Origin of the sequence: Paracoccus binzhouensis, from assembly GCF_016446475.1 — a bacterium.
In the GTDB taxonomy this organism is placed as follows: Bacteria; Pseudomonadota; Alphaproteobacteria; order Rhodobacterales; family Rhodobacteraceae; genus Paracoccus; species Paracoccus binzhouensis.
Genome location: NZ_JAEHFP010000001.1, coordinates 194,366 through 212,360, shown reverse-complemented (window position 1 = coordinate 212,360; position 17,995 = coordinate 194,366). Strand labels below are relative to the sequence as shown.

Sequence of the window (17,995 nt, the reverse complement as noted above, 5' to 3'; positions counted from 1 at the left end):
CCTGGTTGCGCCCGCCCTTGCCGGTGCCGCGCAGCGCCACCGTGGTCTCGCCGCCGAAGATCAGCGCCTCGGGCCGGTCGCGCCGGCTGCCGGCCGCCGCAGCCGCAATGCGGGCGGCGGCCTCGGCCACGTCGCCGGTCAGCCGGTCGCTGACGATGCGGGCCGACCAGCCCTCGGGCACCGCGGCGTGCATCGCGTCAAGCGAGATCTCGTTGCTGCCGATGAGGTGGTTTTCGGCCTCGGGCAAGGCGGTGGGGGCCGCATCGCTTTCCAGCAGTTCGCGCACCTTGGCGGGCAATTTCTCGAGCAGGCCCCGCCCGGCCAGCAGATCCAGCGCCTCGCGGCGGGTGCCGAGCGGCGCCACCGTCGGGCCGCTGGCGATGGCGCCCAGGTCGTTCCCGATGACGTCCGAGAGGATCAGCGCCGTCACTGGGGCAGGGGCGGCATGGCGCAGGAAGCCGCCGCCCTTCAGGTCGGAAAGCTGCTGGCGGATCAGGTTGACCTGGCCGATCTCCAGCCCGCTGGCCAGCAGCAGCCGGTTCACCTGCTGCTTGTCGGCCAGGGTCAGCGGCGGCCGCGGCGCCGGAACCAGCGCCGAGCCGCCGCCCGAGATCAGGGCGATCACCCGGTCCTGCGGCCCGGCCCGGTCCAGGAGCGCGACGATCTCCCGGCCGGCCTGCAGCCCGGCTTCGTCGGGCTCGGGGTGACTGGCGGTCAGCACGCGCGCGCCGGGGATCTCGCGGCCATTGCCGTAATGCGTCACCGCCAGCGCCGTCACCGGGCCCCGGACATGGGCCATGGCCTCGGCCAGCATGGCGGGCGCGGCCTTGCCGATGGCGATCAATATGGTCTGTCCCCCCGCCGCAGGCGCGGCTGGGGGATGGCTCTGGAAATGCCGGCGCACGGCCAGGGCAGGGTCGGCCGCGCGCACGGCCGCGTCATAGAGCTTCCGCGCCAGGGCCCGCATCTCGGCAATCCTTTCCGTCATGCCGCGATCTGGCGGGCTTTCTGGACCAGCACCTCGGCCTGGCGGATCGAGGCATAGTCGATCAGCCGCCCGTCCAGCGAGACGGCGCCCTTGCCTTCGGCCTCGGCCCTGGCCATGGCGTCGAGGATCTTCTGCGCGCGCTCGACCTCGGCGGCCGAGGGGCTCATCACCTCGTTGGCCAGCGCGATCTGGCTGGGATGGATGGCCCATTTCCCCTCGCAGCCCAGCACCGCGGCGCGATAGGCGGCAGCCTTGTAGCCCTCGGGGTCCGAGAAATCGCCGAAGGGGCCGTCGATCGGGCGCAAGCCATTGGCCCGCGCCGCGACCACCATGCGCGACAGCGCGTAATGCCACATGTCGCCCCAATGGACCTGGCGCGAGCCGTCGTCCAGCTTGTCGGTCAGCACCGAATAATGCTCGTTCACGCCGCCGATCACCGTGGTGCGCGCGCGCGTCGAGGCGGCATAGTCGGCCACGCCGAAATGCAGGCTTTCATTGCGCTTCGAGGCGGCGGCGATCTCGCTGATGTTCTGCATTCCCAGCGCGGTCTCGATGATGTGCTCGAAGCCGATGCGCTTCTTCAGGCCCTCGGCGTCCTCGATCTGCGTCACCAGCATGTCCACGGCATAGACGTCGGCGGCGGTGCCGACCTTGGGAATCATGATCAGGTCCAGCCGCTCGCCTGCCTGTTCGACCACGTCCACCACGTCGCGATACATGTAATGCGTGTCGAGTCCGTTGATTCGGATCGACATGGTCTTCTTGCCCCAGTCGATCTCGTTCAGGGCCTTGATGATGTTCTTGCGGGCCTGCGGCTTCTCGTCAGGCGCGACCGCGTCCTCGAGGTCGAGGAAGATCACGTCGACCTCGGAATCCGCCGCCTTTTGAAACATTTGCGGCTGGCTGCCGGGCACGGCAAGTTCGCTGCGGTTCAGCCGTGCGGGGGCTTGTTCGATGGGATGAAAGCTCATTGCGGGATGCTCCTGCGACATGTGGGGGGAATGCGACAAGAGAAGGCAGAGTGCCGTTTCCAGTCAAGAAATAAAATTTCACTTTGCCTAAGACGGAGGTCGCAGATCATGCTTTTCCGCCGCCTTGGCGGTTGGAATAGTAAAAGGCGATGGCCTGGGCGCGGCTGCGAACCGACAGCTTGTCGTAAAGGTTCGACAGGTGGAACTTGACCGTGTTCCCCGAGATGCCCAGCTCGCGCGACAGTTCGCGGTTGGTCAGCCCCCGCGACAGCGCCTCGAGCATGTCCATCTCGCGCGGGGACAGCGTCTGCAGGGGGTTTCCCTGCAGCGCGCGCACGTCCAGATAGGGAAACACCATCTTGCCGGCCGCCACGGCCAGGCAGGTCTCCAGCAGGGTCTCGGCCGGGTCGCTGCGGGCGACGAAACCGGCGGCACCGGCCGCCAGCGCGCCCAGATGCGACTCGCTGGCCTGGTCGCCATAGACGACGATGCGCGGTGCCCCCTCCTGCTCGCGCAGCTGTTCCAGCAGCTTGGCGCCGCCCATCGCCGGCAGCGCCCAGTCGATGATCCCGACCCGGGCGGGGATGCGCATGACCGTGGCCAGGAAGCCCTCGGCCGTGGCCGAGGTCGCCAGAAGCGAAAAGCGCGTGTCGCGCTGGAACACCTCGGACATGGCCGACAGAACCAGCGGATTGCTGTCGCCCAGCATGATCGTCACCGCTTTTTCGACGCTGCTGACGGTGCGCATCAGCGGTCCGGCCGACGCTGGGGGGCTGAAAAGCCCCGAGACATTCTTGGCATCCCGATCCTCCCATCCCTTCGGGTGGGGAACGGCCCGCCCAAAGGGATACCTGAAGGCAGCTTAATCTTACGTTGTGGCAATTGTCGAGAGCGGCTTTCTTTCAGTTAAAGAAACTTGACCTGAAGGAAACACCATGTCCGAAATGGCGATCTTCCCGCAGCTTGAAATTCCCGACACGCTGGCGGCCGGTCCGGGGCCGGGCAATACCGATCCGCGGGTGCTGCAGCGCTTTGCCAGCGCCGGGGTGGCGGACCACATGCAGACCGACGTGCTGCGCGGCATGATCGAGTGCAAGCAGATGCTGCGCCAGGTGATGGGGACCGCGAACATCCATACCTTCGGCGTCGCCGGCACCGGCTGGAGCGGGCTCGACTGCCTGTTCAGCGCCGTGCTGCCCGGCGACAAGGTGGTGGTCTTCGTCAACGGCACCTTCTCGGGCATCGACGGGCTGACCCTGCGCATGAAGGCCGCCACGGCCGAGGAACTGGCCGCCAGCCCGATGGATCCGCAGCCGGCCTCGGTCACGGTCGTGACGGTGCCGCACGGCCAGTCCGTGACCGCCGAGATCGTCGAGGCGGCGCTGGCACGGCACAAGCCGAAATGGGCCGCCATGGCGCATTGGGAAACCGGCTCGGGCCGCATCAATGACATGCGCGGCTTTTCCGATGCCTGCGAGCGGCACGGCGCGATGGGGCTGGTCGACGCGGTCTCCTCGCTGGGTGTCGCGGATTTCCGCATCGACGACTATCCCGGCGTGCATGGCTGGGCCTCCTGCCCGCAGAAGGGCATCTGCTGCCTGCCGCTGACCTATGCGCCGGTCAGCTTCAGCGACCGCTATATCGCGGAACTGCGCCGGACCGGCTGCCGGACCTTCGTGCATCACCCGATCCTCGAGGCGCGGCATTGGGGCATCATCGACGGCAAGGATGCCGAGAAGGGCACCTATCACCGCACCCACAGCGCCTATGCCGTCGCCGCCTTCCACGAGGCGCTGCGCATCCTGCTGCAGCAGACGGTGGCCGGCCGGGCCAAGGACTATGCCTTCCACGAGGCGGCGCTGCGCGATGCGGTGACGGCGATGGGCTGCAAGGTGACCTCGGACATGACCTCGCTGGTGGTGCTGAACCTGCCCGAGACCCTGAAGGGCCGCGAGATGGAGCTGGTGCAGGCCTGCCGCGCCCAGGGCTTCGGCATCTGGCCGACGCTGTCCGAGCCGGTGCAGATCCGCATCGGCATCCTGAACCTGCTGAACCGCAAGGCGATCACGGATATCGTCACCCGCTTCGCCGCGGCGATGACCGGGATGGGCGCGAATATCGACCTGGGCCGGATCACCGAGCGGCTCGAGGATCATTACCAGACGACGGTCGCGGCCGAATAACGGCGCCCGAGGGAGGAGGCGAACATGGACATCCACGAATATCAGGCCAAGGAGATACTCAACCGCTTCGGGGTCGGCATCCCGCAGGGCGCGCTGGCCTACAGTCCCGAGCAGGCGGCCTATCGCGCCCGCGAGATGGGCGGCGACCGCTGGGTCGTCAAGGCCCAGGTCCATGCCGGCGGCCGCGGCAAGGCTGGCGGCGTCAAGCTCTGCGACAGCGACCTCGAGATCCAGGCGGCGACCGAGGCGATGTTCGGCCAGAAGCTGGTCACGCACCAGACCGGGCCCGAGGGCAAGGGCATCTACCGCGTCTATGTCGAGGCGGCCGTGCCCATCGCCCGCGAGATCTATCTGGGCTTCGTGCTGGACCGCGCCAGCCAGCGGGTGATGATCGTCGCCAGCGGCGAGGGCGGCATGGAGATCGAGGAGATCTCGGCCGAGAAGCCCGACAGCATCGTGCGCGCCACGGTCGAGCCGGCCGTGGGCCTGCAGGAATTCCAGTGCCGCGAGATCGCCTTCGCGCTTGGCATCAAGCCGGGCATGGTCCAGCAGATGGTGCGCACCCTGCGCGGCTGCTATCGTGCCTTCCGCGAGCTTGATGCCACCATGGTCGAGGTCAACCCGCTGGTCGTGACCAGCGACGACCGCATCCTGGCCCTGGACGCCAAGATGACCTTCGACAACAACGCGCTGTTCCGCCACTCGCAGATCCTCGAGCTGCGCGACAAGTCGCAGGAGGACCCGCGCGAATCGCGCGCCGCCGACCATGGCCTGTCCTATGTCGGGCTGGACGGCAATATCGGCTGCATCGTCAACGGCGCGGGCCTCGCCATGGCGACCATGGACACGATCAAGCTGGCCGGGGGCGAGCCTGCGAACTTCCTCGACATCGGCGGCGGCGCCACGCCGGAACGGGTGGCGCGGGCCTTCAACCTGGTCATGTCGGACAAGAACGTGCAGGCCATCCTGGTCAACATCTTCGCCGGCATCAACCGCTGCGACTGGGTGGCCGAGGGCGTGGTCCGGGCGCTGCGCGAGAACCCGGTGCCGGTGCCCGTGGTGGTCCGGCTGGCCGGCACCAATGTCGAGGAAGGCCAGAAGATCCTGGCGCAAAGCGGCCTGCCGCTGATCCGCGCCACCACCCTGATGGAAGCCGCCGAGCGCGCCGTCGCCGCATGGCGCGCCGATACCCAGCGCAATCCCAACCTGAGGGCCGTCTGATGAGCATTTTTCTGGATCGCGAAACCCGCGTCATCGTTCAGGGCATCACCGGCAAGATGGCCCGCTTCCATGCCCGCGAGATGATCGACTACGGCACCAATGTCGTCGGCGGCGTCGTGCCCGGCAAGGGCGGCGAGACCTGCGAGGGCGTGCCGGTCTTCAACACCGTCAAGCAGGCGGTGTCCGAGACCGGGGCCGAGGCCACGCTGGTCTTCGTGCCGCCGCCCGCCGCGGCCGACAGCATCATGGAGGCCGCCGATGCCGGCATCCGCTATTGCGTCTGCATCACCGACGGCATCCCCGCCCAAGACATGATCCGCGTCAAGCGCTACATGTATCGCTATCCCAAGGAACGCCGGATGATCCTGACCGGCCCGAACTGCGCCGGCACCATCAGCCCCGGCAAGGCCATGCTGGGCATCATGCCGGGCCATATCTACCTGCCGGGCAACGTGGGCATCATCGGCCGCTCGGGCACGCTGGGCTATGAGGCGGCGGCGCAGCTGAAAGAGCGCGGGCTGGGCGTCTCGACCAGCGTCGGCATCGGCGGCGACCCGATCAACGGCTCGTCCTTCCGCGACGTGCTCGAGCATTTCGAGCAGGACGACGAAACCCATGTGATCTGCATGATCGGCGAGATCGGCGGCCCGCAGGAGGCAGAGGCGGCGGAATACATCCGCAGCCATGTCAGCAAGCCGGTGGTGGCCTATGTCGCCGGCCTGACCGCGCCCAAGGGCCGGACCATGGGCCATGCCGGCGCCATCATCTCGGCCTTCGGTGAAAGCGCCAGCGAGAAGGTCGAGATCCTGGCCGCGGCGGGTGTCACCATGGCCGAGAACCCGGCCGTCATCGGCGAGACCATCGCCCGCGTCATGCAATAGGGGGCGGCGATGGCGAAACCCCGAGTTCTTGTCACGCGGCGCTGGCCCGCAGCGGTCGAGGCGCGGCTGTCCGAAATCTTCGACGTGCAGCTGAACCTTGCGGACAAACCCCTGGCGCCCGAGGATTTTCGGGCGGCCATGCGGGAATATGACGCGATCCTGCCGACGGTGACCGACAGGATCGGCGCCCCGGCGCTGGAGCTGGACCGGCCCCAGACCCGCATCCTGGCCAATTACGGCGTCGGCTACAGCCATATCGACCTGAACCGCGTAAACGCGCATGGCATCGTGGTGACCAACACCCCGGACGTGCTGAGCGAATGCACCGCCGACCTGGCGATGACCCTGCTTCTGATGGTCGCGCGCCGCGCCGGCGAGGGAGAGCGCGAACTGCGCGCCGGGCAATGGACCGGCTGGCGGCCGACGCATCTGGTCGGCACCAAGGTGTCCGGCAAGACGCTGGGCATCGTCGGCTATGGTCGCATCGGCCAGGAAATGGCCCGGCGCGCCCATCACGGCTTCGGCATGACCATCCTGGTCTACAACCGCAGCCCGGTCGCGCTCGAGGTGCTGGCGCAATGCAATGCCGTGCAGGTGGACAGCCTGGACGCGCTGATGCCCATGTGCGACTTCATCTCGCTGCATTGCCCGGGCGGCGGGGCGAACCGCCATCTGATCGACGCGCGCCGGCTGGACCTGATGCGGCCCGACGCCTTCCTGATCAACACCGCCCGCGGCGAGGTGATCGACGAGACGGCGCTGTCCCATGCGCTGTGGTTCGACACCATCGGCGGCGCGGCGCTGGACGTGTTCGACGGAGAGCCGAACATCAACCCGCAGCTCAGGGATTGCGACCGGCTGGTGATGCTGCCGCATCTGGGCAGCGCCACCCGCGAGGCGCGCGAGGCCATGGGCTTCCGCGTCATCCAGAATCTCGAGGACTTCTTTGCGGGCCGCGAGCCCCGCGACCGGGTGAACTGACATGCGGGCGGGGGCGGCGGATATCGGCGCCGAGCCGTCGGCCGGGACCGGGCGCTGCCCGGCCGAGCGGCTGCGCGGCGAACTGCGCGGCCTCTGGCAGCGGGTCATCCGCCGCCACGCGCCGCAGGTGCTGCCGCTGCTGAGCGGCGCGGCGACGGAACCGCAGGAAGCCGAGATGAGCGCCTATCTGCAGGGGCTCGACATCTGGTTCCAGCTCCTGCGGATCATCGACGAACATGCCGCCATGCGGCTGCGCCGCACGGTCGAGTCCCGCTCGGGCCGCGCGGCGATCGAGGGCAGCCTGGCCCGAACCCTGCAATCCGCCCCCGACATGCCGCGCGAAAGCGTCGCGCGCAGCCTGCGCCAGCTGCGCGTCGGCCCCACCATCACCGCCCATCCCACCGAGGCCAAGCGCGTCACCGTGCTGGAAATCCACCGCCGCATCTATCGCGCGCTGGTTCGGCTGGAAAGTCAGTGCTGGACGCGGCAGGAGCGGGCGGCGCTGATGGCTGAGATCGAAAGCGAGATCGACCTGCTCTGGCTGACCGGAGAGCTGCGCCGGCAAAGGCCCTCGCCGCTGAACGAGATCGAATGGGGGCTGCAATTCTTTCGCGACAGCCTGTTTGACGCGGTGCCGAACCTGGTGCGGCAGTTCCACGACGCGATTGACGGCCGCTACGGCCCCGGCGAGGAAACCGGCGCGCCGTTGCGCTTCCATTCCTGGATCGGTGGCGACCGCGACGGCAATCCGCATGTCACGGCCGAGACCACCCGCGCCGCGCTGGAACTGGGGCGCGACGCGATCCTCGACCGCTATCTTCAGGGCCTGACCCTGGCCGCCCGGCATCTGAGCATCAGCAGCGAGATCGCCGGCCTGCGGCCCGAGACCCGCGCGCGGCTGGCGGCGGTGATCGACGCCGCGGACCTGCCCGCGGCCGACCGGCAGCGCAATCCGGGCGAGCTGTTCCGCCAGGCGGCAAGCGCCATGCAGCGCCGCATCAATGCGCTGGCCGGCGGGCCGGGGCCGGCCTATCCGCATCTGCGCGATTTCATCGCCGACCTGCGCCGGGTCGAGACGGCGCTGGCCGAGATCGGCGCCGAGACGCTGGCGCACCGGCTGGTGCGGCCGCTGCGCTGGCAGGCCGAGGTCTTCGGCTTCCGCACCGTGACGCTGGACGTGCGGCAGAATTCCTCGGTGACCACGCGGGTGCTGACCGGGATCTGGGCGCAGGCCGGGGCGGTGCCGGAATTCGGCAGCGCCGCCTGGTCGCAGCGGCTGCGCAGCGAGCTGGGGCAAGAGGAACTGCCCCGGCTCGACCACGACGGGCTGGGCGACGAGGCGCGGGAATTGCTGGCGCTGCTGGCGCTGCTGCATGGCGCCCGGTTCGGGGCCGATCCGCAGGCCATCGGCACCTTCATCCTGTCGATGACCCGGTCCTGCGACGACCTGCTGGCCGTGTTCCTGCTGGCCCGCCATGCCGGCTTCGGGGCCGAGCGGCTGGACCTGCGCGTCGTGCCGCTGTTCGAGACCATCGACGACCTGCGCGCCGCGCCGCGGATCCTGGACGAGCTGCTGCGCGTGCCGCTGGCCCGCCGCAGCCTGGTGACCGAGGCCAACCGGGTCGAGGTCATGCTGGGCTATTCCGACAGCAACAAGGACGGCGGCTTCCTGTGTTCCACCTGGGAGCTGGAAAAGGCGCAGCGCAGCATCATGGCGGTGCTGGCGCGGCACGGGCTGGTGCCGGTCTTCTTCCACGGCCGCGGCGGCTCGGTCAGCCGCGGCGGCGCGCCGACCGAACGCGCCATCGCCGCCCTGCCGCGCGGCACCATCAACGGCCAGCTGCGCACCACCGAACAGGGCGAGGTCGTGTCGTCGAAATTCGCCAATCGCAGCACCGCGGAATACGAGCTGGAGCTGCTGGTCTCCTCGGTCCTGGCGCAGTCGCTGCAGGCGACGCCCGAGCCGGTGCGGCCCGAATTCAACGACACGCTGGAAGCCCTGGCGGACATGTCCTGCACTGCCTATCGCGCGCTGCTGCACCGGCCCGGCTTCATCGACTATTTCCGCCAGGCCAGCCCGGTCGAGGAACTGGCGCTGCTGAAGATGGGCTCGCGCCCCACCCGGCGCTTCGGGGGCGGCGGGCTCGAGGATCTGCGGGCGATCCCCTGGGTCTTTGCCTGGTCGCAGAACCGCCACCTCATCACCGGCTGGTATGGCTTCGGCACCGCCGTCGAGACCTTCCGGCGCTTCCACCGCGAGGACGGCGATGCGCTTCTGCGGCGGATGTTCCGCGACTCGCGCATCTTCCGCCTGATCGTGGACGAGGTCGAGAAATCGCTGTTCCACGCGGATATGCGGATCGCCGAGACCTATGCGGCGCTGGTCCGGGATCCGGCGGTGCGCGGCGACATCTTCGGCCGCATCGGCCAGGAACATGAACGCAGCCGCGCGGCCGTGGTGTTCCTGACCGGCCAGGCCGGCATCGGCGAGCGCTTTCCCAACATGGCCGGCCGCTTCGGCCGCGTCCGCGCCGATCTGGAACGGGTGCACGGGTTGCAGGTCAGGCTGCTTGGCGACAATCGTCATCGGCCGGGGCCGGGGATTTCCATATCGCTGATGCAGACCATGAACAGCATCTCGACCGCGCTGGGTTGGACCGGATAGCGGCAATCAAGGAGAGAGAGGACATGAACGAACACCCATTCCGGGCGGGATTCTTCACCGATGAGCTTGCCACCCGCGACCCTGCGATTTTCGGGGCGATCCGCCAGGAGCTTGGGCGTCAGCGCGCCGAGATCGAGCTGATCGCCTCCGAGAACATCGTCTCGAAGGCGGTGCTTGAGGCGCAGGGCTCGGTCCTGACCAACAAATATGCCGAGGGCTACCCCGGCAAGCGCTATTACGGCGGCTGCCAATATGTCGACGTGGTCGAGACCCTGGCCATCGAGCGCGCCAAGGAGCTGTTCGATTGCGGCTTCGCCAATGTGCAGCCGAACTCGGGGTCGCAGATGAACCAGGCGGTGTTCCTGGCGCTGCTCAGCCCCGGCGACACCTTCATGGGGCTCGACCTGAACTCGGGCGGCCACCTGACGCATGGCTCGCCGGTCAACATGTCGGGCAAATGGTTCAACGTCGTCAGCTACGGCGTGCGCCAGCAGGACCAGCTGCTCGACATGGAGGAGATCCGCAAAAGGGCCCATGAGACGAAGCCCAAGCTGATCCTGGCCGGCGGCACCGCCTATTCCCGCATCTGGGACTGGGCCGAGTTCCGCAAGATCGCCGACGAGGTGGGCGCCTACCTGATGGTCGACATGGCCCATATCGCCGGGCTGGTGGCGGGCGGCCAGCATCCCTCGCCGCTGCCGCATGCCCATGTGGTGACCACGACGACGCACAAGTCGCTGCGCGGCCCGCGCGGCGGCATGGTGCTGACCAACGATGCCGAGATCGCCAAGAAGATCAACTCGGCGGTGTTCCCCGGCCTGCAGGGCGGGCCGCTGATGCATGTGATCGCCGCCAAGGCGGTGGCCTTCGGCGAGGCGCTGCGCCCCGAGTTCAGGGACTATGCCGCGCAGGTGGTCCGCAACGCCCGCGCCATGGCCGACGAGCTGATGCGCGGCGGCATCGACATCGTCTCGGGCGGCACCGACAACCACCTGTGCCTGGCCGACCTGCGTCCCAAGGGCGTGACCGGCAAGGCGACCGAGGCGGCGTTGGGGCGCGCGCATATCACCTGCAACAAGAACGGCGTACCCTTCGACCCGGAGAAGCCCTTCGTGACCTCGGGGATCCGGCTGGGCGCCCCGGCCGGCACCACGCGCGGCTTCGGCGAGGCGGAGTTCCGCCAGATCGCCCGCTGGATCGTCGAGGTGGTGGACGGGCTGGCCGCGAACGGCGAGGCCGGCAATGCCGAGGTCGAGGCCCGCGTCAAGGCCGAGGTCGAGGCGCTCTGCGCCAAGTTCCCGCTCTACAACGGCATGTGAGCCGGGGGCGGCGCGCAGGGCAAGGGCCGCAGGGCCGCAATCGCGGGCAATGATCGGCGGGCCGGGCCGGCTCTCGGCGGCGGGCAGAACCCCGTGGCCGGGGAAGGATCGCTGATCGGGCATCCCGGCCGCATCTGCATTGGCCAATGTCGCGATGCTTCGCCGGAAAGGCCCGGCTGCAACTGTCCGGCGCCGTCCTCTCACGGGCGGCGCCGGTCGTTCCGGAACCCTGGCGACCTGCCACCAAGAGGGGGCGCAGCGGCACCCGGCCGGTTGGGTGAGGCGGGAGGTTGGACCAATCGCGGCGTGGCACAAGAATGCGGGCGCAAGAACTGCCCCCCGCAACCCCCTGCCCGTTGCAGCACCAGGCATGGACGCCACGCATCGCGGGCGGCGCAGGTGCCACCCGCAGATCCCACCCAAGGCGACCGCAAGCGCGGTCTCGTCGAGCGGCTTCCGGTCAACGTGGTGCCGGAAGGCCGCAGCCTGACACGGAAACCTGTCCCGCCCACCTCCTGCTCGCCTCATTTCGACCGGTGCTTCCCGAGTCGGCCTCGCCGTCAGGACGCATCCTTGCGCCATCCAACTTGCCCTGCGCTGGCGATTCGCCATTCGCATGCACCCTCTTGCCGATGACAGGTTCGCCGTCCTGACTGCGCCGTCCTGCCCTTCGCCGTTCTGGCGCCGATTCAGGCTATCGGCATGGCGCTGGCCCGTCGCTCATGCATCCATGCCACGAACGGGGTCGACGTTCCGCCCTCCTTCCTGCTTCAGGCCGGCCCGAGATCCCCGGGGCAATCGCCTCAGATCAGCCCGCGGCGCAGCATGATCCAGACTGCCACCGCCCCCAGCACCAGCAGGCCCAGCGTGACGCTGGCGGCGACGCCGAGCGCGCCGCCCTGCAGCCGGCGGCCCTGGCCCAGCGGCCGCAGATAGGCGGTCAGCAGCTTGTGCGCATGTTCGAGCCGCGCCAGATCCACCTGCCGCGCCAGTTTCGGCTGACCCGCCTTGCGGTCGGCCTCGGCCAGGAAGCGCGCCTCGCGCCGCAGCCGCCGCGGCAAGGCGCCGCCGCGCTTGCGCAGCATGCTCTCCAACTCTGCCGGCTGGCCGCGCCTGACGCCACCGAATCGCGCTGCCATCAGACTGGCCACCTCGTCGGCCATCGGTCGGATCCTCTCGATGCCCATCGCCCCGTTCCGTCCCTCATGCGGTTTTCGCCGAGGCTAGCGCCTCTGGCGCCGCTTCGCCAGTGCCGCTAGGCTGCGCAGCATGATGCTGAACATGACCGTGACAGGAATGGATTCGGATCGGCCGCCGGTGCTGCTGGCGCATGGGCTGTTCGGGTCGGGACGCAATCTCGGCGGGCTTGCCCGCCGGCTGGCCGAGACGCGGCGGGTGATCTCGGTCGACATGCGCAACCATGGCGACAGTTTTCACGATGCCGATCACAGCTATCCGGCGCTGGCCGGCGACCTGGCCGAGGTGATCGAGAACCAGGGGGGCCAAGCGGATGTGCTGGGCCATTCCATGGGCGGCAAGGCGGCGATGATGCTGGCCCTGACCCGGCCCGAGCTGGTGCGGCGGCTGGTGGTCATGGACATCGCCCCCTTCGCCTATGGCCACAGCCAGGCAGGCCATATCGACGCCATGGAGGCGACCGACCTGACCGGGCTGCGCCTGCGCTCCGAGGCCGATGCCCGGCTGGCCGAGCATGTCGCCGATCCCGGCGTCCGGGCCTTCCTGCTGCAATCTCTGGACCTGAAGGCCGACCCACCGCGCTGGAGGTTCAACCTGGCGGCGCTGCGCGCGCAAATGCCGCTGCTGGTCGGCTGGCCCGAAGCGCCCCGGGGCACCTTCGCCGGCCCGGCGCTGTTCCTGGCCGGCGAGACCTCGGATTACTGCCAGGCCCCGCAGCGCGAGGCGATCCGGGCGCATTTCCCGCAGGCCGAGATCCGGGTGATTCCCGGTGCCGGCCACTGGCTGCATGCCGACCGGCCCGCCGAGGTGGCCGAGGCCGTCGCGGGCTTCCTGGGCTAGGACCGCAGCCGCCTCATCCCGGCGGACAGCGCAACGACAGCCGCGCCTCGCCGGTATCGCCGGGGATGCGGCTGCGCAGGCTGTTGGGGATCACCCGGCAGCCGGTGGTGCGTTCGGCCGCGATCACCATCAGTTCGGGCACCGCCGCGCGTTCGCGCCGGGTCAGATAGCCGAGGCGGATCACCTCGGCCTCGTCGGGTTTCTGGAACACGGCAAAGCGGATGCCGTCCAGGGTGATGTCATGGCGCGTCGCGCCGAGGAATTGCGGCGCCGGCGAGGCGCAGGCCGAAAGCAGGAAAACGAGAAGCAGAATCACACGCATGCCCAAGCCTAGCCCGCGACTGGTTAAGGAAGTGCTAAGATGCGGTGGAACCCCCCGCCCGCGCCGGCGTTGAACCGCAGGCCCTTCCGTGCAGGAGATTGAATATGCGTCACATTCTTCGAGCCGCCCCGCTGATCGCGCTGCTGGCGCTGGCAGCTTGCCAGACGGTGCAGGGCGCAGGGCGCGACATCCAGAGCGCCGGGCAGGTGATCGCGCGGGAAAGCCAGGAGGCGCAGGCGGGCCTGTAGTCCTTCAGCCGCGAGGTGCGCATTGCGCGCAGAAGGGCGTGTCGGGAATCAGGTCGAGGCGCGGCGCGGCGATCTCCTCGCCGCAGAGGGCGCAATGACCGTAATCGCCGGTCTCGATGCGGTGCAGCGCCGCCTCGATGCGTTTCAGTTCGGCCTGTTCGGCATTGCCAAGTGCCTGAAGAACCTCGTCATCCTCCTGCTCGATGGCGGCATCGGCCCAGTCCTGCGGCAGGGGATCGTCCAGCTCGTCGCGGATGCGCGCCAGATCGGCCAGAATGGCCTCGCGGCGGGTGGCAAGGCTGGCCTTGCGGGCGTGAAGATCCATGGAGTCCTCCGTCAAACCGGCTTGATCCTAACCGCGCCCGAAGCGCCCGCCCTTGACCTGCATCAAGGTGGCGGCAGTTTTTCCGGGCCGCGCCGGGCGTGCAGAGCCGGTGCACCGGGCGTACACCGTTCGTGCACCGTTCCCCCGAATCGGCCAGGATCCGCCGGAAGCGTCGCCCGGCCCGAGAGATTCCTTGCCGACGCCGCCACCCGGGCATCTTGCGCCGGTTTGAGCGGTTTTGCGGCTGGTCTAGGCTCGGCGGATAAAACGAGCAGAAAAGAAAGGAACGGGCATGCGCCGAATTCTGACGATCGGGGTGCTGATGGCGGGCATGGCGGTGGCAGGCTGCGAGACCCTGCAGGGCGCTGGACGCGACATGCAGACGGCGGGCGCGCTGCTGACCGACCAGGCGACGAACAGCCAGGCGCAGATGGGACAGGCGCCCACGACCTATGCACCGCCGACGGTGACGCCGCAGCCCTATTGAGGCGCGGCCGTTAACCCGGATTTTACCCGCCCGGTGCAGGATGGGGCCATGCAGCACCTTTCCTGCCCGCTGGGCCTTCAGGCCGTCCTCTTGCTCATCGCCGCGCTGCTGCTCCGCGGCGGCCGGTTGCTGGCGGGCGCCCGGGGGCACGGCGCCGCCGAAGCTCGCCGGACCGGCAGGACGCGGATCAGCCCGGCCCGAGCCCTCGGCGGGATTGCCCCGCCGCGCCCTTCAGCTGTCCATCTTCAACGCCTGGATGAACGCCGTCTGCGGGATCTCGACCTTGCCGAACTGGCGCATCTTCTTCTTGCCGGCCTTCTGCTTCTCCAGCAGCTTCTTCTTGCGCGTCGCGTCGCCGCCGTAGCATTTCGCGGTCACGTCCTTGCGCATCGCCGACAGCGTCTCGCGCGCGATGACGCGGCTGCCGATGGCGGCCTGGATCGGAATCTTGAACATGTGGCGCGGGATCAGTTCCTTGAGCTTCTCCACCATCGCCCGGCCGCGCGATTCAGCGCGGTCGCGATGCACCATGATCGACAGCGCATCAACCGGCTCGTCGTTCACCAGGATCGACATCTTGACCAGATGATCCTCGCGATATTCGCTGATCTGGTAATCGAAGCTGGCATAGCCCTTGGTCACGGATTTCAGCCGGTCGTAGAAGTCGAAGACCACCTCGGCCAGCGGCAGGTCGTAAACCACCATGGCGCGGTTGCCGGCATAGGTCAGGTCCATCTGGATGCCGCGGCGGTCCTGGCACAGCTTCAGCACGTCGCCCAGGTATTCGTCCGGCACCATGATCGTGGCCTTGATGCGCGGCTCCTCGATATGGTCGACATAGGTCAGGTCGGGCATGTCGGCGGGATTGTGCAGCTCGCGCATCTCGCCGTCGCGCATGTGCAGCCGGAACACCACGGAAGGCGCGGTAGTGATCAGGTCGAGGTCGTATTCGCGCTCCAGCCGGTCGCGGATCACCTCCAGGTGCAGCAGGCCCAGGAAGCCGCAGCGGAAGCCGAAGCCAAGCGCGGCCGAGGTCTCCATCTCGTAGCTGAAGCTCGCGTCGTTCAGCGCCAGCTTCTCGATGGCGTCGCGCAGGGCCTCGAAGTCGTTGGCATCGACCGGGAAGAGGCCGCAGAACACCACCGGCTGGGCGGGCTTGAAGCCCGGCAGCGGCGTGTCGGTGCCCTTGCGCTCATGCGTGATGGTGTCGCCGACGCGGGTGTCGCGGACCTGCTTGATGGAGGCGGTCAGGACGCCGATCTCGCCCGGGCCCAGCTCGGCGATGTCCTGCATCTGCGGGCGCAGCACGGCGAGCTTGTCGATCCCGTAGACGGCATTGGTCTGCATCATGCGGATGCGGTCGCCCTTGCGGATCACCCCGTCCATGACGCGGATCATCACCACGACGCCCAGATAGGGGTCGTACCACGAATCGACCAGCATCGCCTTGAGCGGCGCATCGCGGTCGCCCTTGGGGGCCGGCAGGCGGGTGACGATGGCCTCCAGCACGTCGGGGATGCCGAGCCCGGTCTTGGCCGAGATCTCGATGGCGTCCTGGGCGTCGATGCCGATCACGTCCTCGATCTGTTCCTTGACGCGGTCGGGCTCGGCGGCGGGCAGGTCGATCTTGTTCAGCACCGGCACGATCTCGTGCCCGGCGTCGATGGCCTGGTAAACATTGGCCAGCGTCTGCGCCTCGACCCCCTGCGTCGCGTCCACGACCAGCAGGCTGCCCTCGACCGCCCGCATCGACCGGCTGACCTCATAGGCGAAGTCGACATGGCCGGGGGTGTCGATCAGGTTCAGCACATAGCTGCGCCCGTCCTTCGCCGGGTATTCGATGCGCACGGTGTTGGCCTTGATGGTGATGCCCCGCTCGCGCTCGATATCCATGCTGTCGAGCAACTGGGCCTTCATGTCGCGTTCGGCGACCGTGCCCGTCAGCTGGATCAGCCGGTCGGCCAGGGTGGATTTGCCGTGGTCGATATGGGCCACGATCGAGAAATTGCGGATGAGGTCAAGGTCGGTCATGGCCGGGCTATACAAGGGCTTTGGCGTTGCGGAAAGGGGGTTCGAGAGCCGGTTCAGGAGATGGTGGTGAAACCGGCCCCGCGCAGCCGGCGGCGGCGCAGCGCCGCCTCGCGCCACATGGTGTAGCAGCCCGAGGCGACGATGATCGCGGCGCCGGTCAGCGTCGGCGCGTCCGGACGCTCGCCGAAGACCAGGAAGGCGAGGATCAGGGCGAAGACCAGCCGCGCATAGCGATAGGGCGCGAGCGCCGAGGCCTCGCCCAGCCGGGTGGCGGTCACCAGCAGCGCATAGCCGCCGACGCCGACGGTGATGCAGGCCAGGAACAGCAGCCATTGCCGCGGGCTCGGCATGACGAAATCCTGCCCGAGCACCAGCCCCATCAGCACCGAGGCGATCAGGATGGCGAAGAAGGCCGAGGCGGCCAGCTGGTCGGAATGGATATGCGCCGGCACGCGGCGGGTGGCGATGTCGCGCGCCGCCAGGCCCAGCACCGCCAGCAGCGCCATCAGCGAGACCGGCTGGAACCCCGCCAGCCCCGGCCGGATCACCAGCAGCACGCCGAGGAAGCCCGCGATGATCGCGCTCCAGCGCCGCCAGCCGACCGGCTCGCCCAGAAACAGCGCCGCGCCCAGCACGATGGCCAGGGGCAGCGCCTGCATGATCGCCGAGGTCGAGGAAAGTTCCGTCAGCGCCAGCGCCACGACGATGCCGATCGAGCCCACCGCCTCCATCAACCCGCGGAACAGCACGATGGGCCGGGTGAGGTCGCGGGTGAACAGCCGCCCGCCCTTGAGCTTCAGCATGGCGCCGAAGGCCAGGAAACCCAGAAGCCCGATCAGGCCCAGCACCTGCGCATAGGGCAGCTCGGCCGCAAGCAGCTTGATGAACATGTCCTCGAAGGCGAACAGCACCATCGAGACGACCATCAGGATCGCGCCACGGAAGTTTTCGGTGACCATCGGTCGCAGCCTCGTGAGGGGGAGTTGCGCCCGCGGCGCCGGACCGCGATCATAGGCCGGTTCCCGGACGGGCGGAAGGCCCGGAACCGGGGAAGCAGCGGGAAAAGGATGCACCGATGAAGTTCCGCGTCGAGGACATGAGCTGCGGCCATTGCACGGCGGCCATCGAGAAGGCGGTGGCCGAGGCGGGCGGCCGGGCAGCAGCCGACCTGGCGGCGCGCAGCGTCACGGTCGAGGGGCTGGACCCCGCCCGCGCGGCAGCGGTGATTCGCGAGGCCGGCTATACGCCGGAGCCGGCCTGAGCCGGCGCCGGGCGCAGCCCGGCCCGCATATCTTGGGTATCGGCGCGGCCCGACCCGCCATCCGTGGTCACGGCC

General features: G+C 68.7%; 18 protein-coding genes. 10 read left to right on the top strand and 8 right to left on the bottom strand.

Annotated features, from left to right (window positions below; translation table 11 throughout):
* The 3 genes from I9P22_RS01000 to I9P22_RS00990 form a co-directional block, all read right to left on the bottom strand.
* On the bottom strand, window positions 1-988 hold a 988-nt coding region (locus tag I9P22_RS01000; protein ID WP_199257557.1), incomplete at its 3' end, for a glycerate kinase type-2 family protein.
* Window positions 985-1,959, bottom strand: a complete 975-nt coding sequence (locus tag I9P22_RS00995; protein ID WP_199257556.1) for an HpcH/HpaI aldolase/citrate lyase family protein — start codon at window positions 1,957-1,959, stop codon at window positions 985-987. The genes I9P22_RS00995 and I9P22_RS01000, both read right to left, overlap by 4 nt.
* Before the next feature lie 106 nt (window positions 1,960-2,065).
* Complete coding sequence (locus tag I9P22_RS00990) at window positions 2,066-2,707, bottom strand: response regulator transcription factor (protein WP_233253112.1); 642 nt, start codon at window positions 2,705-2,707, stop codon at window positions 2,066-2,068.
* A 196-nt stretch (window positions 2,708-2,903) separates the two neighbouring features.
* Between I9P22_RS00990 and I9P22_RS00985 the strand changes: the two genes are divergently transcribed.
* From I9P22_RS00985 to glyA, 6 genes are read left to right on the top strand one after another with little or no spacing between them, the layout of a single operon-like run.
* Window positions 2,904-4,142: an aminotransferase class V-fold PLP-dependent enzyme gene (locus tag I9P22_RS00985; RefSeq protein WP_408635139.1), complete on the top strand. Its 1,239-nt coding sequence runs from the start codon at window positions 2,904-2,906 to the stop codon at window positions 4,140-4,142.
* A 24-nt stretch (window positions 4,143-4,166) separates the two neighbouring features.
* Entirely contained in the window at window positions 4,167-5,363 is a 1,197-nt protein-coding gene (locus I9P22_RS00980; RefSeq protein ID WP_199257554.1) for a malate--CoA ligase subunit beta, read from the top strand.
* Entirely contained in the window at window positions 5,363-6,244 is an 882-nt protein-coding gene (sucD, locus tag I9P22_RS00975; protein ID WP_199257553.1) for a succinate--CoA ligase subunit alpha, read from the top strand. The genes I9P22_RS00980 and sucD overlap by 1 nt, the downstream gene beginning before the upstream one ends.
* A 9-nt stretch (window positions 6,245-6,253) precedes the next feature.
* The gene (locus I9P22_RS00970) at window positions 6,254-7,225 is read left to right on the top strand and encodes a 2-hydroxyacid dehydrogenase (RefSeq protein WP_199257552.1); all 972 of its coding nucleotides are present in this window, start codon (window positions 6,254-6,256) and stop codon (window positions 7,223-7,225) included.
* Window position 7,226: 1 nt separating this feature from the next.
* Window positions 7,227-9,890 carry a phosphoenolpyruvate carboxylase gene (locus I9P22_RS00965; RefSeq protein ID WP_199257551.1) on the top strand — a complete coding sequence of 888 codons (2,664 nt, stop codon included), beginning with the start codon at window positions 7,227-7,229 and terminating at the stop codon, window positions 9,888-9,890.
* 23 nt (window positions 9,891-9,913) lie between these two features.
* Window positions 9,914-11,209, top strand: coding sequence for a serine hydroxymethyltransferase (gene glyA / locus I9P22_RS00960; protein ID WP_199257550.1), 1,296 nt, complete (start codon window positions 9,914-9,916; stop codon window positions 11,207-11,209).
* A gap of 803 nt (window positions 11,210-12,012) precedes the next feature.
* Here the strand turns inward: glyA and I9P22_RS00955 are convergent.
* Window positions 12,013-12,372, bottom strand: coding sequence for a hypothetical protein (locus tag I9P22_RS00955; RefSeq protein ID WP_233253111.1), 360 nt, complete (start codon window positions 12,370-12,372; stop codon window positions 12,013-12,015).
* A 109-nt stretch (window positions 12,373-12,481) separates the two neighbouring features.
* Here I9P22_RS00955 and I9P22_RS00950 point away from each other — a divergent pair, with 109 nt between their 5' ends.
* Complete coding sequence (locus I9P22_RS00950) at window positions 12,482-13,246, top strand: alpha/beta fold hydrolase (RefSeq protein WP_199257573.1); 765 nt, start codon at window positions 12,482-12,484, stop codon at window positions 13,244-13,246.
* 13 nt (window positions 13,247-13,259) lie between these two features.
* Here I9P22_RS00950 and I9P22_RS00945 read toward each other — a convergent pair whose 3' ends face one another.
* A complete protein-coding gene (locus tag I9P22_RS00945; RefSeq protein ID WP_199257548.1) occupies window positions 13,260-13,568 on the bottom strand; it encodes a hypothetical protein in 309 nt (102 codons plus the stop codon).
* Window positions 13,569-13,672: 104 nt separating this feature from the next.
* Here I9P22_RS00945 and I9P22_RS00940 point away from each other — a divergent pair, with 104 nt between their 5' ends.
* A complete protein-coding gene (locus I9P22_RS00940; RefSeq protein ID WP_199257547.1) occupies window positions 13,673-13,816 on the top strand; it encodes an entericidin A/B family lipoprotein in 144 nt (47 codons plus the stop codon).
* 4 nt (window positions 13,817-13,820) lie between these two features.
* Here the strand turns inward: I9P22_RS00940 and I9P22_RS00935 are convergent, their stop codons facing one another.
* Entirely contained in the window at window positions 13,821-14,141 is a 321-nt protein-coding gene (locus I9P22_RS00935; RefSeq protein ID WP_199257546.1) for a TraR/DksA family transcriptional regulator, read from the bottom strand.
* Window positions 14,142-14,433: 292 nt separating this feature from the next.
* Here I9P22_RS00935 and I9P22_RS00930 point away from each other — a divergent pair, with 292 nt between their 5' ends.
* The gene (locus tag I9P22_RS00930) at window positions 14,434-14,628 is read left to right on the top strand and encodes a hypothetical protein (RefSeq protein WP_199257545.1); all 195 of its coding nucleotides are present in this window, start codon (window positions 14,434-14,436) and stop codon (window positions 14,626-14,628) included.
* A 231-nt stretch (window positions 14,629-14,859) separates the two neighbouring features.
* On the opposite strand, the gene lepA is transcribed toward I9P22_RS00930, so the two are convergent.
* Both lepA and I9P22_RS00920 read right to left on the bottom strand, forming a co-directional pair.
* Window positions 14,860-16,659: a translation elongation factor 4 gene (gene lepA / locus I9P22_RS00925; RefSeq protein WP_199257544.1), complete on the bottom strand. Its 1,800-nt coding sequence runs from the start codon at window positions 16,657-16,659 to the stop codon at window positions 14,860-14,862.
* Window positions 16,660-16,712: 53 nt separating this feature from the next.
* Window positions 16,713-17,618 (bottom strand): DMT family transporter, encoded by a 906-nt coding sequence (locus I9P22_RS00920; RefSeq protein ID WP_199257543.1) that lies wholly within the window; start codon window positions 17,616-17,618, stop codon window positions 16,713-16,715.
* A 116-nt stretch (window positions 17,619-17,734) separates the two neighbouring features.
* Between I9P22_RS00920 and I9P22_RS00915 the strand changes: the two genes are divergently transcribed.
* Window positions 17,735-17,920: a heavy-metal-associated domain-containing protein gene (locus tag I9P22_RS00915; protein WP_199257542.1), complete on the top strand. Its 186-nt coding sequence runs from the start codon at window positions 17,735-17,737 to the stop codon at window positions 17,918-17,920.
* Window positions 17,921-17,995: the final 75 nt, after the last annotated feature.

What these genes read in the sequence shown, in the direction of transcription:
- I9P22_RS00995 (WP_199257556.1), bottom strand. Translation starts at nt 1,959, where the DNA reads ATGAGCTTTCATCCCATCGAACAAGCCCCCGCACGGCTGAACCGCAGC.
- I9P22_RS00990 (WP_233253112.1), bottom strand. Translation starts at nt 2,707, where the DNA reads ATGCGCACCGTCAGCAGCGTCGAAAAAGCGGTGACGATCATGCTGGGC.
- I9P22_RS00985 (WP_408635139.1), top strand. Translation starts at nt 2,904, where the DNA reads ATGGCGATCTTCCCGCAGCTTGAAATTCCCGACACGCTGGCGGCCGGT.
- I9P22_RS00980 (WP_199257554.1), top strand. Translation starts at nt 4,167, where the DNA reads ATGGACATCCACGAATATCAGGCCAAGGAGATACTCAACCGCTTCGGG.
- sucD (WP_199257553.1), top strand. Translation starts at nt 5,363, where the DNA reads ATGAGCATTTTTCTGGATCGCGAAACCCGCGTCATCGTTCAGGGCATC.
- I9P22_RS00970 (WP_199257552.1), top strand. Translation starts at nt 6,254, where the DNA reads ATGGCGAAACCCCGAGTTCTTGTCACGCGGCGCTGGCCCGCAGCGGTC.
- I9P22_RS00965 (WP_199257551.1), top strand. Translation starts at nt 7,227, where the DNA reads ATGCGGGCGGGGGCGGCGGATATCGGCGCCGAGCCGTCGGCCGGGACC.
- glyA (WP_199257550.1), top strand. Translation starts at nt 9,914, where the DNA reads ATGAACGAACACCCATTCCGGGCGGGATTCTTCACCGATGAGCTTGCC.
- I9P22_RS00955 (WP_233253111.1), bottom strand. Translation starts at nt 12,372, where the DNA reads ATGGCCGACGAGGTGGCCAGTCTGATGGCAGCGCGATTCGGTGGCGTC.
- I9P22_RS00950 (WP_199257573.1), top strand. Translation starts at nt 12,482, where the DNA reads ATGCTGAACATGACCGTGACAGGAATGGATTCGGATCGGCCGCCGGTG.
- I9P22_RS00945 (WP_199257548.1), bottom strand. Translation starts at nt 13,568, where the DNA reads ATGCGTGTGATTCTGCTTCTCGTTTTCCTGCTTTCGGCCTGCGCCTCG.
- I9P22_RS00940 (WP_199257547.1), top strand. Translation starts at nt 13,673, where the DNA reads ATGCGTCACATTCTTCGAGCCGCCCCGCTGATCGCGCTGCTGGCGCTG.
- I9P22_RS00935 (WP_199257546.1), bottom strand. Translation starts at nt 14,141, where the DNA reads ATGGATCTTCACGCCCGCAAGGCCAGCCTTGCCACCCGCCGCGAGGCC.
- I9P22_RS00930 (WP_199257545.1), top strand. Translation starts at nt 14,434, where the DNA reads ATGCGCCGAATTCTGACGATCGGGGTGCTGATGGCGGGCATGGCGGTG.
- lepA (WP_199257544.1), bottom strand. Translation starts at nt 16,659, where the DNA reads ATGACCGACCTTGACCTCATCCGCAATTTCTCGATCGTGGCCCATATC.
- I9P22_RS00920 (WP_199257543.1), bottom strand. Translation starts at nt 17,618, where the DNA reads ATGGTCACCGAAAACTTCCGTGGCGCGATCCTGATGGTCGTCTCGATG.
- I9P22_RS00915 (WP_199257542.1), top strand. Translation starts at nt 17,735, where the DNA reads ATGAAGTTCCGCGTCGAGGACATGAGCTGCGGCCATTGCACGGCGGCC.